The organism is Ruegeria sp. YTSA105 (genome assembly GCF_059610225.1).
Genome location: NZ_JBXWNE010000007.1, coordinates 156,029 through 173,768, shown reverse-complemented (window position 1 = coordinate 173,768; position 17,740 = coordinate 156,029). Strand labels below are relative to the sequence as shown.

Sequence of the window (17,740 nt, the reverse complement as noted above, 5' to 3'; positions counted from 1 at the left end):
GCTGCCAACATCGCAACTTCCGATATGCGGGACATTCCTGCCGCTCACGAAATATTTCACTTAGCTAATCACGTGGATATCTACTAACGCTGATTCCATGGCTTACAATTACGACAAACTGTACGGCGAGACACGAAATGCATTGGGGCAACCAACTTCGGTTTTTGTCAAATTTTTCGACCAACTCGACCAACATAACGTTCGTGTCCTCGACGTGGGGTGCGGACAAGGCCGTGACGCTATTTTCATTGCGAATTTGGGGCATCGCGTTGTGGGAGTGGACATATCCCCCAATGGCATTCGCGATCTAAGAGCTGCAGCGACAAAAGAAAATTTAAAAGTTGAAGGTGTTGTGGCCGACATCACTACCTACAACCCAGAGGGTCTATTTGACATAGTGCTGATCGACCGAACACTGCACATGTTAGATCGCCCATCTCGGGGCACGGTTCTGAATTCGTTGATGGACCATGTAAGCGATGACGGATGGCTTCTAATCGCGGATGAGTCGCCCAATATTGCAGACTTTAAAGCCACCGCTTTGGCCCATGGTTTGGATTGGAAAACACATTTCGCAGAACGCGGTTATTTGTTTATGCGCCGATCTTAACGAACACATTGGGCTCAAAGCAGACTAACGTCGTCCGTGGCAAGAGCCCGTGCAGACTGCGTGCCAGTGATCCACGCCATCGGCTATAGATGGGCGGCGCATCTGGCGCCGCCTCTATTTTCGGTTGTGACCTCTGATCAGAGGCTGTCGTCCAGCGCCGCCAGAATCGCGTCGCCCATTTCCGTGGTGGAAACCGGCGTGACGCCTTCATCCGCCAGCAGGTCGCCGGTGCGGACGCCATCAGCCAGGACTTTTTCGATCGCAGCTTCCAGTCGGTCAGCCTCGGCCCCCTGATCGAAGCTGTAGCGCAGTGCCATGGCAAAGCTCAGGATACAGGCGATGGGGTTGGCCTTGCCCTGACCGGCGATATCGGGTGCGGAACCGTGGACCGGCTCGTACATCGCCTTGGGGCGGCCATTGGCCATTGGTGAGCCCAGGGAGGCGGACGGCAGCATACCCAGTGAACCGGTCAGCATCGCGGCACAGTCCGACAGGATGTCACCAAACAGGTTGTCAGTGACGATCACATCAAACTGCTTGGGCGCACGCACCAGCTGCATCGCGCCATTGTCGGCATACATGTGGCTCAGCTCGACCTCGGGATAGTCCTGAGCGACCCGGTTTACGACTTCGCGCCATAGAATGCCGGATTCCATGACATTGGCCTTTTCCATCGAGCACAGTTTCTTGTTCCGGCGCATCGCCAGCTCAAAAGCCGAGCGTGCGGCGCGTTCGATCTCGGATTCGGTGTAGCGCTGGGTGTTGATGCCGACGCGTTCATTGCCTTCCTCGAAGATGCCGCGCGGCTCACCGAAATAGACGCCCGAGGTCAGCTCGCGCACGATCATGATATCCAGACCGGCAACGATGTCTTTCTTCAGAGACGAGAAATCCGCCAGCGCGTCAAAGCATTGTGCCGGGCGTAGGTTCGAATACAGGTCCATCTCTTTGCGCAGCCGCAGCAAGCCGCGCTCGGGCTTGAGGCTGAAATCCAGATCGTCGTATTTGGGTCCACCAACAGCACCCAGCAGAACTGCGTCCGCCTCCTGCGCCTTGGCCATGGTTTCGTCCGACAGCGGCTTGCCATGGGCGTCATAGGCGGCACCGCCGACCAGATCCTCGCTCACGTCGAATTCCAGGCCGCGCTTGGCACCGAACCAGTCGATGATGCGGCGCACTTCGGCCATGACTTCGGGGCCAATTCCGTCTCCGGGCAGGATGAGGAGCGAGGGGTTGGACATGAAGGATCTCCTTGCGTTTCACAGCAAAGGCCCTAGCGCCTGCGCCGCATCGGGTCAATGAGACGAACCGGCCTAAACGCAGGTTCTGGACGGGAAATCGGGTTTCCGTGCCCTTGCTACGTCACGGATAGTGTGAATCGGTCAGAGATCGGCCTTTATCCCTTCGGCCAACATATCCCAGACTCGTCGGATTCGTGTCGTTTGCCGCATCGCCTGCGGTGCGGCAAGCCAAACCGGCAGCGCAGGGATTTCGACGTTTATGTCCAAAACCTCTACCTCTGGGTCGGCCTCGGCAACTCTCACGGCGCTAAAACCGATACCGCAGCCCGCGCGGACCAGTTCCCAATAGGCAGTCTGAAAGTCGCAGCGTGTGGCAAAGTTGTCCCGGTTCACGGGCCAGCCCATTTCGCGCATGCCGATAATGATCTGCTCGTTCGCATCAAACCCGACAAGGTCATGACTCAACAGATCGTCGGGAGAATTGGGGCGGCCGGCACGATCCAGATAGGACCGGCTTGCGCAAAAGCACAGTCTGATTTCCCCCAGATGTTTCGTGATGATGTCCATCTGTTCCGGCCGAAACATCCGCACTGCGATATCGGCCTCGCGGTAGAGCAGGTTCTCGGTGGCATCGGTGGCGACCAGTTCCAGTTGTATCGCGGGTTCTGCTGCCCGTATTTGGGCCAGAATCGGCGGCAGCAGGTGATGAGAGGCAAAGACCGACGCGGTGATGCGCACCGACCCTTCCAATTCCTGAGACTGGCCTGCGGCCGTTAGGCTGAACGCGTTCATGGCTACGTGCATCTGTTGCGCCATCGGGAAAAGCTGCGCTCCGACTTCACTTAGCTTCAAGCCCCGCGCATGCCTGTCAAACAGCGAGACGCCAAGCTCATCCTCAAGTGCGTGGATCTGGCGACCCAGCGTGGGCTGGCTGCGGTTCAACTGCCGGGCAGCGGCAGACAAAGATCCGGTTTCCGCTACGGCCAGAAAGCTCTGGATCAGAGACCAGTCAGAGTGGGTGATAGATTTGTCCATTCAAAAATGAATACACGTTCTGCGTTTGGCGGCAATTCCTGAATTGAACTGAATGGCTCATATTAGATGGACAAGAGGAGGCTTATATGACGGGAACAGTCCTTATTCTGGGTGCGACGGGTCGGTTTGGACGCAATGCCGCAATAGCTTTTCGCGAGGCGGGCTGGACCGTACACTGCTTTGATCGCAAGACGCAGGACCTGAAGCGATCTGTCGAAGGGGTGGATGTTGTCGTCAATGCCTGGAATCCGGCCTATCCGGACTGGGCGCGACAAGTCCCCGAACTGCATCGTGACGTGATCAATGCGGCAGCGGATCACGGTGCAACTGTGATCCTTCCCGGCAATGTCTATGTTTTTGGCGCGCAAACGCCGGGGCCATGGTCGGGTGCAACACCGCATGCGGCGCAAAATCCCCTGGGCAGGATCCGGGTTGAGATGGAAGAAGCCTATCGAAAATCCTCGGTAAGAACGATTCTTCTCAGGGCAGGTGATTTCATTGACACTTGCGTCTCGGGGAACTGGTTCGATCAGGTCATGATCAAGCCTTTGGCACGCGGCAAGATGGTTTATCCCGGTCGCCCGGATATCCCACACGCCTGGGCCTATCTGCCCGACCTCACCCGAGCGGCCGTTGCGTTGGCTGATATCCGCCAGGACCTTCCCCGGTTCTGCGAGGTTCCTTATGCCGGGTTTACCCTGACCGGCCGGGATATTGCGCAATCCTTGTCGCGGGTGACCGGTGCCGAAATAGCCGTCAGCCCCATGAAATGGTGGCCGATTCAGGCACTGCGGCCTTTCTGGAAGTTGGCGCCACATCTGGTTGAGATGCGCTATCTATGGGATCTGCCGCATAGTTTGGACGGCGCATTCTTTGACGACCTTATTCCTGGATTTCAGACGACCGACTTGGACGCGGCGATGGCTTCTGCGATCCCGAAAACAGCCAAGCAGAAAGCGACTTTGGTCAGAACTGCCCGGGCCTGACCAGCGTTAGCGATGTCCCAGGTCCACCCAGACAAGCCGGTGCCGGCTGGCCTGTTCGGCGATTGCGCGCAGGTCTGCGCCCGTGTCGGGCCAAAAGATGCCCGCATCCACAACGCGTAGATCTGCCGAGGGCAGAACGTAATCTACCCGCATTTCTCCGACGGCTTTCCACTCAACCGTGGCCAATGCCCCCGAGGGGGTGGCAGGCTTTGCATCCTGCAACCGCGGGTCTGCCAGCAAGCCCTGGATAGCCTCTTTCCGGCCTTCCCCGCGCGTGGGATCCAGATTTGCATCCCCAGCAATCACGAAAGGCCCGAGTGGGGCAGGGCCTAGAGCACCGTCCAGCACAGCGTTCCACAAGCGAATTTCGTCACGATTGCGCAACCCGTTCCGGTCCTCGGGTCCGTCGAAAACGGGCGGGGTCGCGTGAAATGTCATCAGGTTCAGGTGGCCGATCGGGGACTCGATTGGTACGATCCAATGTGCCACCGAGGACAGTCGCTGAATGCGCTGGGCGGCTTCAGAGGGAAATGGCGTGCCATCGACCGTCGGCAGATCAGCCCCCGGCAGGTCGCGCCACAGTACTCCCGAGAAATCCTGCATGTCGTCATGGCCTATGGGAAACCGGGACAGAATGGCCAGCCCGCCCTGACCGGTGAACTCGCCATAGCCCTGGAAATCTCTTGGTCCATTGGCCTGCCCGTCCCCGTCCAGATCCAGGCTGGTTTCCATTCCTGAATTAGGCTTGGCGGTAAAGTGATAGGGATAGTCCAGTCCCTCGTTGCGCAGCGCCTCACCGAATGCGGTCAGCGTTTCGCCATTGAGATCCCAGTCGATGCCCTGCAAGGCAACGATATCGGGTTGGGTTTCCAACAACACCCGCATCACAGCGCGAACCTGTGCATCCCCGCGCCGGATATCGCGCAGCAGAATGCCCGGTCCTTTACGGCTGAGTTCGGTGTTGAAGGTGGCTATGCGTATCGTCTCTGCCTGTGCCGCGAATGGCAGCAAAAGCAGCAGAAAAATGCGAATCATGCGGTCTGTGTTGATTCAGTCGTAGAATAGGCGCGGCGTTTTTCGACAATCAGGTTTGCAATGCGCAGTGTCGCCATTCCTCGCATGATCATGCTAGCAGGCAGAAAGGCCCAAGCGCTCAACGTCCAGATCAGCGTCTGGGGGCTGTTCAGCGAGATCGGGCTCACATAATCGGTCAGGATCTTGATCAGAGCCGGGATTACAAACGGCAGCAGGACGCCGATCGAGATGTTCAACCGTCCATCACGCTGCAGACGGGTAACGACATCGCCACCCTTGGTCGGATCGAACAGCGGCAGATTGGTCCAGACGTTGAAGGCTCCGTTTCCGGTGGGCCAACCACGCATTTTCACCGCGTAGTAGAAACTGGCGATTGTGACCATAGCTGCGACATAGGCCACACTGGCAGCGATACGAACAAGTTCGATCAGCGGCGCGCTTGCGTTGACAGGCAGCATCAACACGATCAGACGCACGGGTGAATAGGGGAAATCGACCACATTGGCGACGCCCAACCCGATCACATAAAAACCTGAGGTTAATTCTGTCGGCGAATAGGCGTTTTTGCAGATCAGCGTCAGGAAAGCGACCATCGAAACCAGCCCAACAAAGCGCAGGCGGTTCACCGGTGGTGCGTCGCGAAATTCAATAAAGCTTGGGAAGGCCGAATTATATTCGGCGAAGGTCAGGAAAAACGCGAGAATGGCGAGAAAGACGACAATCTCGGTCCCATTCGTTGATGATACGGGCAAGTACAACGCGGGTGTCAGCACCAAAAGTGCAACCAATATTCCCCGAATTGCCGCCCCTGTTGTGCGCGCAATCACTATCCGAACCCTTTCAAACTGGATTAGCCGATTCTTTGCCGACTTCATTCCAACTTGTGCCTGCCACGTTACCGTTGCAGCAGATGTCATCTCTCACCAATGTTTTGCCTTGGTGGGTGCCTGTACCCGCCGACATTGGCGATAAGCGACATTTCGCTCAAGCCAGGTGGCAGAAAACACTCAATTTTGGGCAAAATGATGGCGCAACTGGTGCGGGATTGCATCATTTTTGACGCAAATCCGACGTGTGTTTCAAGTCGAGACCTATATGTAGTGGTTTCGCCGTTCAGAACCCCAAGAAGGCGAATGGGGACGCCGTGGCGTCCCCATAAAGTTGAGTATCAACAGATTCGTTCCCAGAATCACACCCAGGGGCGTGCCTGGCCCGCATGATCCTCGAACTTCTCGATGTGATGGTCTTTTTCCATCGTCAGGCCAATATCGTCCAGACCGTTCAGCAGGCAGTGCTTACGATGAGAATCCACCTCGAATTCGATCACGACACCATCGGATGTGGTGATCTGCTGATCTTCCAGATGCACGGTCATGCGGGCGTTTTCGCCTCTATGCGCGTCTTCCATCAGAACCGCATGATGTTCTTCCTCGACCACGATGGGCAGGATGCCGTTCTTGAAGCAGTTGTTGAAGAAGATGTCGGCAAAGCTGGTCGAGATCACAACCTTGATGCCGAAATCCTTGATCGCCCAGGGCGCGTGTTCGCGCGATGAGCCGCAGCCGAAATTGTCGCCAGCCACCAGAATCTCGGTTTGCCGATAAGCGGGTTTGTTCAGAATGAACTCTTCATTCTCACCGCCGTGATCATGATAGCGCATCTCGTCAAACAGTACGACGCCAAGGCCGGATCGTTTGATCGTTTTCAGGTGCACTTTCGGAATGATCATATCGGTGTCGATATTGATCAATGGCATCGGGGCGGCCACCCCGTGGACTTTGTCAAACTTTTCCATGTCTACACTCCTGCGGGGGAGGGCCGCGCCTATGCCCCGCGTTTAAGCTTGTTTCGCTTCAGTTGTTTCGCCTTTGGGTGCGTCTTTGATGAAGAGCGCCATGAACACCAGGCCCAGACCGTTGAACACCATCTCGATCCCCAGCAGGATGCCGAGCAGTTGCAACAGCACGACAGGATCGGTTGCTGCGAACCGCCAGATGAGCATCGCCAGAACAATCGACATCACGCCCGAGATCAGTGTCGCCCAGAAATACTGCGTACCTTTCATCTGGAACGACAAAATGACCCGCGCAATACCGCCTGCCATGAACAGGATCAGGCAGACCGTCGCCAGCGTCACGGTGCCCTGCAGCGGGTGATCCAGGAAGGACCAGCCCAGAAACAGCATCACCGCACCCATAATAAGCGACAGGATTTTGTTGCCGGTGCCCTCGACGGTGAACCCACCGACCACCTGCAATGCCCCTGAAATCAGCAGCAGTACGCCGGTCACCACCGTTACGGCAATCGACGCCACTGCAGGCGCGCCCAGCACAAAAAGGCCGAACACTATGGACAGAAGCCCCATCAGGAGCCATTTGATCCAGTCACTCATGTCTTAAATCCCTCAAATATCCAGTTATGAGGGCAGCTTACATCAACTCGCGGACGTCTGTCAGCCGTCCTGTGATTGCCGCCGCGGCAGCCATTGCGGGGCTCAGCAGGTGGGTGCGCCCGCCGCGGCCCTGACGGCCTTCGAAGTTGCGGTTCGAGGTCGCGGCGCAGCGCTCGCCCGGTTGCAACTGGTCGGGGTTCATCGCGAGGCACATGGAACATCCCGCCAGACGCCATTCGAACCCGGCCTCTTTGAAGATCTCGGCCAGACCTTCTTCCTCGGCCTGCGCGCGGACAAGGCCTGAACCGGGCACAACCATCGCCCGCATCCCGTCCTTGATCTTTTTGCCCTTCAGAATCTCGGCAGCGGCGCGCAGGTCCTCGATGCGGCCGTTCGTGCAGGACCCGATAAAGACGGTGTCGATTTCGACGTCGCTGAGCTTCTGACCGGCTTCCAGACCCATATATTCGATGGACCGGCGGGCCGCATCGACTTTGCCACCTTCGAAATCCTCGGGGTGAGGCACGGATGCAGTGATCGGCAGCACGTCCTCGGGGCTGGTGCCCCAGGTGACGACCGGCGCGATGTCTTCGCCGCGCAGGGTGATGACCTTGTCGAAATGCGCGTCTTCATCGGTGAACAGCGTTTTCCACCAGTCCATCGCCGCTTCCCACTGGGCCCCTTTCGGCGCGTGTGGGCGGCCTTTGACATATTCGAACGTGGTCTCATCCGGGGCGATCAGGCCAGCGCGGGCGCCGCCTTCGATTGCCATGTTGCAGACGGTCATGCGGCCTTCCATCGACAGATTGCGGATCGCTTCGCCGCAATATTCGATGACATAGCCGGTGCCACCAGCGGTTCCGGTCTCACCAATCACAGCCAGAGTGATATCCTTGGCGGTCACACCCGGCTGCAATTTGCCGGTGATTTCCACCTTCATGTTTTTGGATTTCTTCTGGATCAGGGTCTGCGTGGCCAGAACGTGTTCAACCTCGGACGTGCCGATGCCATGGGCCAGCGCACCAAACGCTCCATGAGTCGCTGTGTGGCTGTCGCCGCAGACAACGGTCATGCCGGGCAGGGTCCAGCCCTGTTCGGGGCCAACGATGTGCACGATGCCCTGGCGAACGTCATTCACCGGGTAATAGTGAATGCCGAAATCCTTGGCGTTCTTGTCGAGTGCTTCGACCTGAATGCGCGACTCGGGGTTTTCAATGCCGTTCACGCGATCCGGCGTGGTGGGCACGTTGTGATCCGGTACCGCGATGGTCTTTTCCGGCGCGCGCACCTTGCGACCCGCCATGCGCAGGCCTTCGAATGCCTGCGGGCTGGTCACTTCGTGGACCAGATGGCGGTCGATATACAGCAGGCAGGTGCCATCATCGGCTTCGTGCGCGACATGGGCATCCCAGATCTTGTCATAGAGTGTTTTGGGGGACATCGGTCCTCTCCCGTATGTATTGAGATTTAGCTGGCGAGTGGCTGGACGCCGTTTATAGGCGGGCCAGAACCGTGCGGGCGGCCCCAAAGAACCGTTCACGCAGTCGCGTGCGGTCTTGCAACGTAGGTGCTGGGGTCAGATTGAGTCTCATGCGCATCAGATATATCGCGTCAGTCCGTCAATCAAGGCGCAATCCTGCGGCGGGCTTGCATCATGCGTCAACGCTGTCCAAGCTGGCAAGCAGGAGACGTGCATGAACCCAGACCTGATACCCAGTTCGCTGTCTGATCTGTATCAGACCATGATCGAGGCCTTTTCCCTGCAATTCGATAGACTGGTCGATCTGGTCATTACACCGGGCTGGCGTCAACATCAGCTGGTCATCATCCTGGGTCTCTGGGCGCTGGCCTATGTCTTGAAGCTGGTTACGCAGGGCCGATGGGAGGCCTGGGCCCGTGCCCGCTCTGGTTGGCCCAAATGGCGGTTGCGCACGCTGATCCAGCTGATGCAACGTCTGACGCTTGTCTATTTCGTCACGCTGTCCTGGATGCTGTATCTGGTGATGCAGCAGATCACCTGGCCATCGCGCAGCTATATCATCGGGGTGGTGGCAACTTTGGCTACCGCCTGGCTGGCGATTGCGCTAGTGGCCCGTCTGGTCCGAAACCGGACGCTGCGGCGAATTTTCAAATGGGCAATGTGGGCCTATGCGACGCTGATTGCGCTGAACTTGACCGATGACGTCGCCGGGTTTCTGGATGGGGTGGCGATCTCGATCGGGGATCTGCACCTCTCGGTGTTGGGTATCCTCAAGGCGCTTTTGCTGATTGGCGTGTTGTTGACGCTGGCCCGTCTTGGCACCGGTGCTGCTGAACGTGGCCTCAAACGCAATGACGATATCTCGCCGTCAATGCAGGTCTTGTTGGCCAAGGGATTACAGGTCGTCATCTATGGCGCCGTCTTCATGGCCGCCATTCGGACGCTGGGCTTTGACTTGACAGGTATTGCGCTGTTGTCGGGGGCCATTGGCGTCGGCATCGGCTTTGGTTTGCAGAAAGTGGTGTCGAATCTGATCTCGGGCATCATCATCCTGATGGATCGGTCGATCAAACCGGGCGATGTGATTTCGCTGGGCGACACGTTCGGCTGGATCAACGCGCTGGGCGCGCGCTATGTCTCGGTGGTCACGCGGGATGGGCGCGAATACCTGATCCCGAACGAGGATTTGATCACCAATCAGGTGGTGAACTGGTCGCATTCGGACCGGTTCGTGCGGCTGGATCTGACATTTGGCACAAGTTACACGGATGACCCCCATAATGTGCGGGCAACGGCCATCCATGCGGTTAAATCTGTCGAGCGAGTGCTCAGTGGCAGCGGACATGACGCGGTCTGCCATATCACCGGGTTCGGCGACAGCAGCGTGGATTACGTGCTGCGATTCTGGATCAGCGATCCAACCAAAGGGCTGACCAATATACGGGGCAATGTCTATCTGGCGCTGTGGGACGCATTCAAGGCTGAAGGCATCTCGATCCCATTCCCGCAGCGTGAGGTTCGCCTGCTGAACGACGACGCCGATGCGCAACAGCTTGCCACAGAGTAAGCAATCGTTGCGATCCTTTGGCCCCGTGTTCATTGAAATGTTGCAATCTCCTTGCTACCTTATTAGTACCCCGGCGCCGGGATATCATGGCGCGCAGCAAAGGAGGACTATGTCCTGTCTCTACACACTCAGGCGGGTTTGCCCGCCGAAGATGGGGCCAACATGATGGCCCACTCTCAGTCAATCAGCGATAAGCTGCTTGAACGCATCCTTTCCTCACTTTCCGATGACAAGGCCGAAGACGTCGTGCAGATCAACCTGCAGGGCAAATCGTCCGTCGCGGATCACATGGTCATTGCCTCGGGTCGGTCGACCCGTCAGGTCTCGGCCATGGCGGAAAAGCTGACGGATCGCATCAAGCAGGAATTCGGTTTCACCTCGAAGGTCGAAGGCAAGGATGCCGGCGACTGGGTGCTGATCGATACGGGCGACGTGGTCGTTCATATCTTCCGCCCCGAAGTGCGTGAATTCTATCAGCTGGAAAAGATGTGGCAGCCTGCGGGCGGCAGCGCCTCGGCCAACTGAGGCGCTATCCCGGCCTGCATTAACGGGCCGGCGGCGAGAGAGATATGCGGATCAGCATAGTTGCGGTCGGGCGATTGCGCGCCGGACCCGAGAAATCCCTGCTTGATGATTACCTGACCCGATTTGATCGGACCGGCCGCGCGCTGGGCCTTGGGCCTGCGCGGGTGATCGAGGTCGAAGACAAGAAAAACGCAGGGATGGGGGCCGAGGCCACATTGCTGCGCAAGGCGCTGCCCAAAGGCACCGTAATCTGCACGCTTGATGAACGGGGGCGGGTGATGTCCTCGCCCGATTTTGCCCAAAAGTTGGGCGGTTGGCGCGATGCGGGGCGGCAGGATCTGGCGCTGATCATTGGCGGTGCCGACGGAATAGCCCCTGATCTGCGCGCCGAAGCGGATTTCTCCATCTCTTTCGGGTCCATGGTCTGGCCCCACATGCTGGTCCGTGTGATGCTGGCCGAGCAACTTTATCGGGCCGCAACCATCCTGTCGGGCGGTCCCTATCACCGGGTCTGACATGGCGCAGCTATTGATCGTTTACCATTCACGCACCAGCGGCGCCCGGCAGATGGCCGAAGCTGCTGCCGAAGGTGCGCACGATGAGGCCGACACCGTTTTGAAGCCCGCAGAGCGGGCCGGACCCCAAGATCTGCTGGCCGCAGATGGCTATATCTTCTGCGCACCCGAAAACCTGGCGGCGATTTCGGGCGTGATGAAAGAGTTTTACGACCGCTGTTATTATCCGGTTCTTGGTCGCATCGAAGGTCGCCCCTATGCCCAGATGATCTGTGCCGGGTCAGACGGCGAAAACGCCGCGCGCCAGACGGCCCGGATCGCAACCGGTTGGCGGCTGAAAGAGGTCCAGCCCCCTCTGATCATATGCACCCACGCACAAACGCCCGAAGCAATCCTAGCCGAAAAGCGCATCCCCCAAGACGCGCTGCAGACATGCCGCGACTTGGGGCAGGCGATGGCCGCAGGGCTGGCGTTGGGCGTATTCTGAGGTCAGTTCAGCGGCACAACAATGGTTTCGTCTGCCCAGCCATCCACGCTGCAACGGGCCTGTATCTGGACCTGAGATGTACCATCAGGAATTGCCACCCCGCCCAGCGAGCGGGTAAAGGGCTGTTCCGTCTCATGCGGGTGATGCAACACACGCATCCCCAGCTCATTCCCGTCCATATCCAGCACACGCCAGCCATCGGCATAGTGATCCCATCCGGTGTCCGGATGCCGGATCGTCACGTCGAAACGCCAACTGCCACCGCTGGACGAGGCGTTGACCTGCTCGATCGTTGGCGGATCGGCTAGGGTGGGGCTGGCCAGAAAGGTGCAGAGAATCACATATCGCATGTTTCGACCCTAAACTCTTGGCGGTATAGAGCTTCGCTCTAATAGAATCAGCTCCCGGCCGAAGTCTATGGAATTGCCCACTGCAGCAAGGCTTATATTTGGAAGCATATTTTTAATGCAAGCTATGCAAGGTGAAACAGACAGTTATCGGAGCGTGTCTAGAGCACGAATTGAGCGTTCGATTCTCAAGCTACTGAGACCACTTGAACTTGCCAGTTTGTTTACCGTTCATGTCGTGAAAAGTACCCTTTCCACTGGGCTTGAACAAATAAACGACCCCGAATTCCTTGAAGACGACCTGCAGACCGTTCTTGGTCTTTGTCATCGGATTGTTTGCCGGCGAAGTATTAGTGTCTCGCAAGCACAAACCACTGTTGGATTTACAAGATACGATCTGCGGACTGTAAGGCCCTCCGTTCTTTGAGTGCCAGTCGGAAGTTACCGTAAGTCTGGACCCTGCCGCGATATCCTGAGCCAAGGCCGGTGACATCGAAGTCAACAAAGTTATTGCTATGCCTACGAACACTTTTTTCATGGAACTATCTTTCTTTAAAAAATTTGAAGCATCTTGGCAGATTTGAGTTAACTGTCAAATCTTGTCGGCAAGGATAATGCTACTCGGCTGCTCAGGACTCAGATCGGACAATCGTTGCGTGTTGACCAAAAGCTCGCTTCGACCCACATGAAAACCTGCTGGCAAAAAGTAAGAACCAAAAGCCGGGCGTCAACGCCACGGCGATGGCATGGGGTCACGACTGCGTGTTGCCAACCTGCGCCATCAAGATCGCGCGGGATTGCGAGGCGAATTCGCGTCGGTAAAGCAGGCCTGCAGTGATAACTGTGCCGACGATCAACGCGAGTGGCCCCAGAAACCATGCAAGCAAGGTCAGTGCGAAATAGGTTGAGCGCAGCCCGCGGTTAAAGCTGCGGGCGGCGGTGACACAGATCTCGGCCGATTGCGTGGCGCGGGGATAGGCGATGGGATCCTCGGGCTCATTCGGGACCGCGGCCATCAGTACCGCGCAATAGCCGAACAGACGATGCGCCCAGACATATTTCAGAAAGGCATTGGCCAGCAGCAGCACGACGGCGAGTATCTTGATCTCCCACACCAGGGCTGGAAAGCTGCCGATGGCCAGATCACTGGCGACACCGGCCAGACGCTCGGTATTGCCCAGCAGGGCCAGGCCCCCACCGATGGCAATCATCGTGGTCGAGGCAAAGAAGGTACTGCCTTGCCGCATCGTGGCCACGACCTGCGCGTCAAACATCCTTGGCTGGCGTGTGACCATCTCGCGCATCCAGTCGCGGCGATACTCATCCATCATCAAGGCCACTGACCGCTTCTTTGGCGACGGGTTTTCGATCATCCACCCAAGGCACAGCCAGGCCCCCATCATCAGCGTTATGGCGGCAAAATCCAAAGGGGCAAACAGAGCGGCGCGGTCAATCCAGGTCATGGCCGTGACAGTACTTCCGGAAGTCGGAACTTGCCATACTGACAAATTGGTAATATTATTTTACCAAACTAAGGAGCCTGCCATGGAAATGCCAAAGCCAAGCCCTGATGTCCTGCGTCGCAAAGATGCGGTGGTGGCGCGCCTGTCGGGGGTTCTGCCGGACGACGCGATCATTTATGACCCGGCCGAGACACGCGCCTATGAATGCGATGCTTTGACCGCCTATAGATGCCCGCCGATGCTGGCGGTTTTGCCTTCGACAACGCAGCAGGTCTCGGATATCTTGCGCATTTGCCATGACGAAGGCGTACCGGTGGTACCGCGCGGTGCAGGTACGTCGCTGGCCGGGGGCGCGCTGCCAACAGCTGATTGCGTCATACTGGGCGTGGCCCGGATGAACGACGTGCTGGAGGTTGATTATGACAACCGATTCATCAAGGTCCAGACTGGGCGCACCAACCTGAGCGTCACCGGCGCGGTCGAGGAAGAGGATTTCTTTTATGCCCCCGATCCGTCGTCGCAACTGGCTTGCGCGATTGCGGGCAATATCGCGATGAATTCCGGCGGGGCGCATTGCCTGAAATACGGGGTGACCACGAACAACCTGCTGGGTGTGACCCTGGTGATGATGGATGGCAGCGTAGTCGAAATCGGTGGCGCTCATCTGGACGCGCCGGGTCTTGACCTGCTGGGGGTGATCTGCGGGTCCGAAGGGCAACTGGGCGTTGTCACCGAAGCGACCCTGCGCATCCTGCGCAAGCCAGAAGGCGCACGGCCCGTCCTGATGGGGTTTGATGACAATGAAATCGCAGGCCAATGCGTTTCGGACATCATCAAGTCCGGTATCTTGCCTGTCGCGATTGAGTTCATGGATCGCCTGTGCATTCAGGCCTGCGAAAACTTTGCGCATGCCGGGTATCCGGAATGCGAAGCATTGTTGATTGTCGAGGTCGAAGGTTCGGAGGCCGAGATCGACAGCCAGCTGGCCAAGATTGTCGAGATTGCAAAACGCCACAATCCGGTCGAACTGCGCGAGAGCCAGTCGGCGGATGAAAGCGCCCGGATCTGGTTGGGCCGCAAATCGGCCTTTGGCGCCATGGGGCAGATGAACGACTATATGTGCCTGGATGGGACCATCCCGGTATCGGCGCTGCCCGCCGTATTGCGCCGGATTGGTGAGCTGAGCGATGAGTTCGGCCTGCCGGTTGGAAATGTATTCCATGCCGGCGACGGGAACATGCACCCTTTGATCCTGTTTGATGCCAACAAACCCGGCGACCTCGAAAAATGTGAGGCGTTCGGGGCGGAAATCCTGAAACTTTGTGTGGATGAGGGCGGTTGCCTGACCGGCGAGCACGGTGTGGGAATCGAAAAGCGCGATCTGATGCATCATCAATATGCCCCTGCCGATCTTGAGGCGCAGATGGCGGTTAAAGATGTGTTCGATCCAGGATGGTTGCTGAACCCGGCTAAAGTGTTCCCGCTGGACGCCTCCGAACCGCGTCGCAACCCGCAAATAGCCGAAAAATAGGCTCTAACAAAGAGATATATGATGAAACCCACGTCCGAAACTGAACTGGCCCAGATGGTTGCCGGACTTACAGGCGCCGTGTGTATCACAGGCGGCGGCACTCGTGGCATTGCGGGTTCCGGCCAAGTGATTGAAACCTGCGGGATGACAGGCATCACACTGTATGAACCCGGCGCCTTAACGCTGGTTGCGCAGGCCGGAACACCGCTAGCCGAGGTTGAGGCCGCATTGGACGCCGAGGGCCAGCAACTGGCCTTTGAGCCGATGGACCATCGCAGCCTGTTGGGCACCCAAGGCGAGCCGACCATCGGCGGTGTGGTTGCCGCCAACATCTCGGGGCCGCGCCGCATTCAGGCAGGCGCATGTCGCGATTTCTTACTGGGGGTGCGATATGTCGATGGCACCGGGCAGGTGATCAAAAATGGCGGGCGGGTGATGAAGAATGTCACTGGCTATGATCTGGTCAAGCTGATCTGTGGGTCCTGGGGAACGTTGGGCGTGCTGACCGAAGTGTCGCTGAAAGTCCTGCCCAAGCCGGAACACACAGCAACGCTGTCAGTGACCGTATCTAATGCAGAAGCAGCGATAAAAACGCTGTCCGCAGCGCTTAGATCTCCGTTCGAGGTCACTGGCGCAGCTTATGACCCGGAGTGCGAAAAAGCCTTTGTTAGGGTCGAAGGATTTGCGGACTCCGTCGCTTATAGAACCGAGAGGCTGACATCCGAACTGTCTGGGTTCGGCCAGATCGCAAATGTCGATGAACCGGCAACGCTGTGGACGGCGACCCGCGATGTTCACGCGTTCCGGGGCAAGGCTGGCGACGTGTGGCGTCTGTCTGTCACGCCCGGTGACGCCCCGATGATCGCGGCGCGGGCCGAGGCTGAACAGGTGTTCTACGACTGGGGCGGCGGTCTGATCTGGCTGCGCCTTCCTGCGGGAACCGATTTGCGGGCGCGACTTGGCACTTTTTCTGGTCATGCAACCCTTGTGCGCGGCGATGCGGAAACGGTCGAGCGGCTGGGCCGGTTCCAGCCTGAGAGTGTAGCTATACAGGCTCTAATAAAAGGCATTCGGGCGAAATTTGATCCCCGAGGGCTGTTTAACCCGGGGCTGATGGGGTAGGGCAATGCAGACAGATTTCACCGAAAAACAGCTGCAGGATCCGGCGATCCAACGCTCGAACCAGATCCTGCGCAGCTGTGTTCATTGCGGCTTTTGTACCGCCACTTGCCCGACTTATCAGGTGCTGGGGGATGAGCTCGACAGCCCGCGCGGACGGATCTACCTGATCAAGGACATGCTTGAGAATGAGCGTGTCCCGGATGAGAAAACCGTCAAACATATCGACCGCTGCCTGTCCTGTCTGGCCTGCATGACCACCTGTCCGTCGGGCGTTCACTATATGCATCTGGTCGATCACGCGCGCGAGTATATCGAGCAGAATTACAAACGCCCGCTGACCGATCGCCTTCTGCGTTGGGTTCTGGCGCAGATTCTGCCCTATCCGATGCGGTTTCGCTGGGCCCTGATCGGGGCCAAGCTGGGCCGTCCCTTCCGGTTTCTGATGCCGGATGCGCGGCTGCGGGCGATGCTGGAGATGGCACCAAAACATATCCCTCCGGTCAGCCGCAACGATGACCCGCAACGCTTTGCCCCTAAAGGAGCGCCGAAAAAGCGCGTGGCACTGATGACAGGCTGCGCCCAAAAGGCGCTGAACACGGATATCAACGACGCCACGATTCGCCTGCTGACCCGACTGGGCTGCGAAGTCGTTGTGGCCAAAGGCGCGGGATGCTGTGGTGCGCTGACCCATCACATGGGCAAGGTAGCTGACAGCCATAAAGCGGCGGCGGCCAATATACAGGCCTGGACCAGAGAGATCGATGGCCAGGGGCTGGATGCCATCGTCATCAACACCTCAGGTTGTGGTACGACCGTCAAGGATTACGGGCACATGTTCCGAAACGAGGCTTTGGCGGCAGATGCCGCGCGGGTTTCGGCGATTGCCATGGATATCAGCGAATTGCTGGTGCAGCTAGACCTGCCCGGAGGCCAGCACAAGGGCATGACCGTCGCCTATCATGCCGCTTGTTCTTTGCAGCATGGGCAAAAGATCAAAAACCATCCCAAAGACCTGTTGAAGAATGCGGGTTTCACCGTGTTAGAGCCTTCAGACAGCCATCTGTGCTGTGGCAGCGCCGGGACCTATAACCTGATGCAGCCCGAAATCTCGGGTTTGTTAAAGCAACGCAAGGTTCGGACGCTTGAGGCTAAGAACCCTGATGTTATCGCTGCAGGCAATATTGGTTGCATGATGCAGATCGGTTCGGCCACGCAGATACCTATTTTGCATACGGTCGAGCTGTTGGATTGGTCCACAGGCGGGCCGTTGCCGCGTGCGATGCAGCAGGGTCATGAGATGGGAACGGCCGTGCCGATCCTGCGTTAGCTGCCTGATGCAGGGCTGCATCAGATAGAACGGGAAACGTACCGGCCCTATTTTCGCCGTACCCGACAGCTATGAGT

At 57.9% G+C, this 17,740-nt stretch carries 20 protein-coding genes; 9 read left to right on the top strand and 11 right to left on the bottom strand.

Going from position 1 to position 17,740, the window contains the following annotated elements; translation table 11 throughout:
* The first annotated feature begins 97 nt into the window (after positions 1–97).
* The gene (locus tag AC2FH2_RS11345) at positions 98–610 is read left to right on the top strand and encodes a class I SAM-dependent methyltransferase (RefSeq protein WP_282022203.1); all 513 of its coding nucleotides are present in this window, start codon (positions 98–100) and stop codon (positions 608–610) included.
* 137 nt (positions 611–747) lie between these two features.
* Here AC2FH2_RS11345 and leuB read toward each other — a convergent pair whose 3' ends face one another.
* On the bottom strand, positions 748–1,851 hold the full coding sequence (leuB, locus tag AC2FH2_RS11340) for a 3-isopropylmalate dehydrogenase (protein WP_142638396.1): 1,104 nt from the start codon (positions 1,849–1,851) through the stop codon (positions 748–750).
* A gap of 141 nt (positions 1,852–1,992) precedes the next feature.
* The gene (locus AC2FH2_RS11335; RefSeq protein ID WP_496689880.1) at positions 1,993–2,886 is read right to left on the bottom strand and encodes a LysR family transcriptional regulator; all 894 of its coding nucleotides are present in this window, start codon (positions 2,884–2,886) and stop codon (positions 1,993–1,995) included.
* Positions 2,887–2,972: 86 nt separating this feature from the next.
* Between AC2FH2_RS11335 and AC2FH2_RS11330 the strand changes: the two genes are divergently transcribed.
* Entirely contained in the window at positions 2,973–3,872 is a 900-nt protein-coding gene (locus AC2FH2_RS11330; RefSeq protein WP_496791103.1) for a sugar nucleotide-binding protein, read from the top strand.
* Positions 3,873–3,878: 6 nt separating this feature from the next.
* On the opposite strand, the gene AC2FH2_RS11325 is transcribed toward AC2FH2_RS11330, so the two are convergent.
* The 6 genes from AC2FH2_RS11325 to AC2FH2_RS11300 form a co-directional block, all read right to left on the bottom strand.
* Positions 3,879–4,907, bottom strand: coding sequence for an endonuclease/exonuclease/phosphatase family protein (locus AC2FH2_RS11325; protein WP_496823599.1), 1,029 nt, complete (start codon positions 4,905–4,907; stop codon positions 3,879–3,881).
* Positions 4,904–5,734, bottom strand: coding sequence for a hypothetical protein (locus AC2FH2_RS11320; RefSeq protein ID WP_142638388.1), 831 nt, complete (start codon positions 5,732–5,734; stop codon positions 4,904–4,906). Before AC2FH2_RS11320 ends, AC2FH2_RS11325 begins: the two co-directional genes overlap by 4 nt.
* Positions 5,735–6,096: 362 nt before the next feature.
* Positions 6,097–6,702 carry a 3-isopropylmalate dehydratase small subunit gene (gene leuD / locus AC2FH2_RS11315; RefSeq protein WP_142638386.1) on the bottom strand — a complete coding sequence of 202 codons (606 nt, stop codon included), beginning with the start codon at positions 6,700–6,702 and terminating at the stop codon, positions 6,097–6,099.
* 42 nt (positions 6,703–6,744) lie between these two features.
* A complete protein-coding gene (locus AC2FH2_RS11310) occupies positions 6,745–7,299 on the bottom strand; it encodes an HdeD family acid-resistance protein (protein WP_271950915.1) in 555 nt (184 codons plus the stop codon).
* A gap of 37 nt (positions 7,300–7,336) precedes the next feature.
* Positions 7,337–8,740 carry a 3-isopropylmalate dehydratase large subunit gene (gene leuC, locus AC2FH2_RS11305; RefSeq protein ID WP_496713894.1) on the bottom strand — a complete coding sequence of 468 codons (1,404 nt, stop codon included), beginning with the start codon at positions 8,738–8,740 and terminating at the stop codon, positions 7,337–7,339.
* A gap of 52 nt (positions 8,741–8,792) precedes the next feature.
* On the bottom strand, positions 8,793–8,891 hold the full coding sequence (locus tag AC2FH2_RS11300) for an isopropylmalate isomerase (RefSeq protein WP_271950909.1): 99 nt from the start codon (positions 8,889–8,891) through the stop codon (positions 8,793–8,795).
* Positions 8,892–8,993: 102 nt separating this feature from the next.
* On the opposite strand from AC2FH2_RS11300, the gene AC2FH2_RS11295 reads away from it, so the two are divergent.
* From AC2FH2_RS11295 to AC2FH2_RS11280, 4 genes are all read left to right on the top strand, one after another.
* Positions 8,994–10,346 carry a mechanosensitive ion channel family protein gene (locus AC2FH2_RS11295; protein ID WP_496823597.1) on the top strand — a complete coding sequence of 451 codons (1,353 nt, stop codon included), beginning with the start codon at positions 8,994–8,996 and terminating at the stop codon, positions 10,344–10,346.
* A gap of 162 nt (positions 10,347–10,508) precedes the next feature.
* On the top strand, positions 10,509–10,871 hold the full coding sequence (gene rsfS / locus AC2FH2_RS11290; protein ID WP_142638376.1) for a ribosome silencing factor: 363 nt from the start codon (positions 10,509–10,511) through the stop codon (positions 10,869–10,871).
* 44 nt (positions 10,872–10,915) lie between these two features.
* Positions 10,916–11,386 (top strand): 23S rRNA (pseudouridine(1915)-N(3))-methyltransferase RlmH, encoded by a 471-nt coding sequence (gene rlmH / locus AC2FH2_RS11285; RefSeq protein WP_496823595.1) that lies wholly within the window; start codon positions 10,916–10,918, stop codon positions 11,384–11,386.
* Between the two features lies 1 nt (position 11,387).
* Positions 11,388–11,873 (top strand): flavodoxin family protein, encoded by a 486-nt coding sequence (locus AC2FH2_RS11280; RefSeq protein ID WP_271950897.1) that lies wholly within the window; start codon positions 11,388–11,390, stop codon positions 11,871–11,873.
* A 2-nt stretch (positions 11,874–11,875) separates the two neighbouring features.
* Here the strand turns inward: AC2FH2_RS11280 and AC2FH2_RS11275 are convergent, their stop codons facing one another.
* The 3 genes from AC2FH2_RS11275 to AC2FH2_RS11265 all read right to left on the bottom strand — a co-directional run bounded on the left by AC2FH2_RS11275 (position 11,876) and on the right by AC2FH2_RS11265 (position 13,683).
* Positions 11,876–12,223, bottom strand: a complete 348-nt coding sequence (locus AC2FH2_RS11275) for a hypothetical protein (RefSeq protein WP_142638371.1) — start codon at positions 12,221–12,223, stop codon at positions 11,876–11,878.
* Between the two features lie 190 nt (positions 12,224–12,413).
* A complete protein-coding gene (locus tag AC2FH2_RS11270; protein ID WP_271950893.1) occupies positions 12,414–12,548 on the bottom strand; it encodes a hypothetical protein in 135 nt (44 codons plus the stop codon).
* 424 nt (positions 12,549–12,972) lie between these two features.
* Positions 12,973–13,683: a DUF599 domain-containing protein gene (locus AC2FH2_RS11265; RefSeq protein ID WP_496823593.1), complete on the bottom strand. Its 711-nt coding sequence runs from the start codon at positions 13,681–13,683 to the stop codon at positions 12,973–12,975.
* Positions 13,684–13,765: 82 nt separating this feature from the next.
* On the opposite strand from AC2FH2_RS11265, the gene AC2FH2_RS11260 reads away from it, so the two are divergent.
* Genes AC2FH2_RS11260 through glcF form a run of 3 tightly spaced genes read left to right on the top strand, consistent with a single transcriptional unit; the run spans position 13,766 to position 17,663 of the window.
* Positions 13,766–15,214, top strand: coding sequence for an FAD-linked oxidase C-terminal domain-containing protein (locus AC2FH2_RS11260; protein ID WP_496823591.1), 1,449 nt, complete (start codon positions 13,766–13,768; stop codon positions 15,212–15,214).
* A gap of 21 nt (positions 15,215–15,235) precedes the next feature.
* On the top strand, positions 15,236–16,336 hold the full coding sequence (locus tag AC2FH2_RS11255; protein ID WP_496823589.1) for an FAD-binding protein: 1,101 nt from the start codon (positions 15,236–15,238) through the stop codon (positions 16,334–16,336).
* A gap of 4 nt (positions 16,337–16,340) precedes the next feature.
* Complete coding sequence (glcF, locus tag AC2FH2_RS11250; RefSeq protein WP_281973551.1) at positions 16,341–17,663, top strand: glycolate oxidase subunit GlcF; 1,323 nt, start codon at positions 16,341–16,343, stop codon at positions 17,661–17,663.
* Positions 17,664–17,740 lie beyond the last annotated feature (77 nt).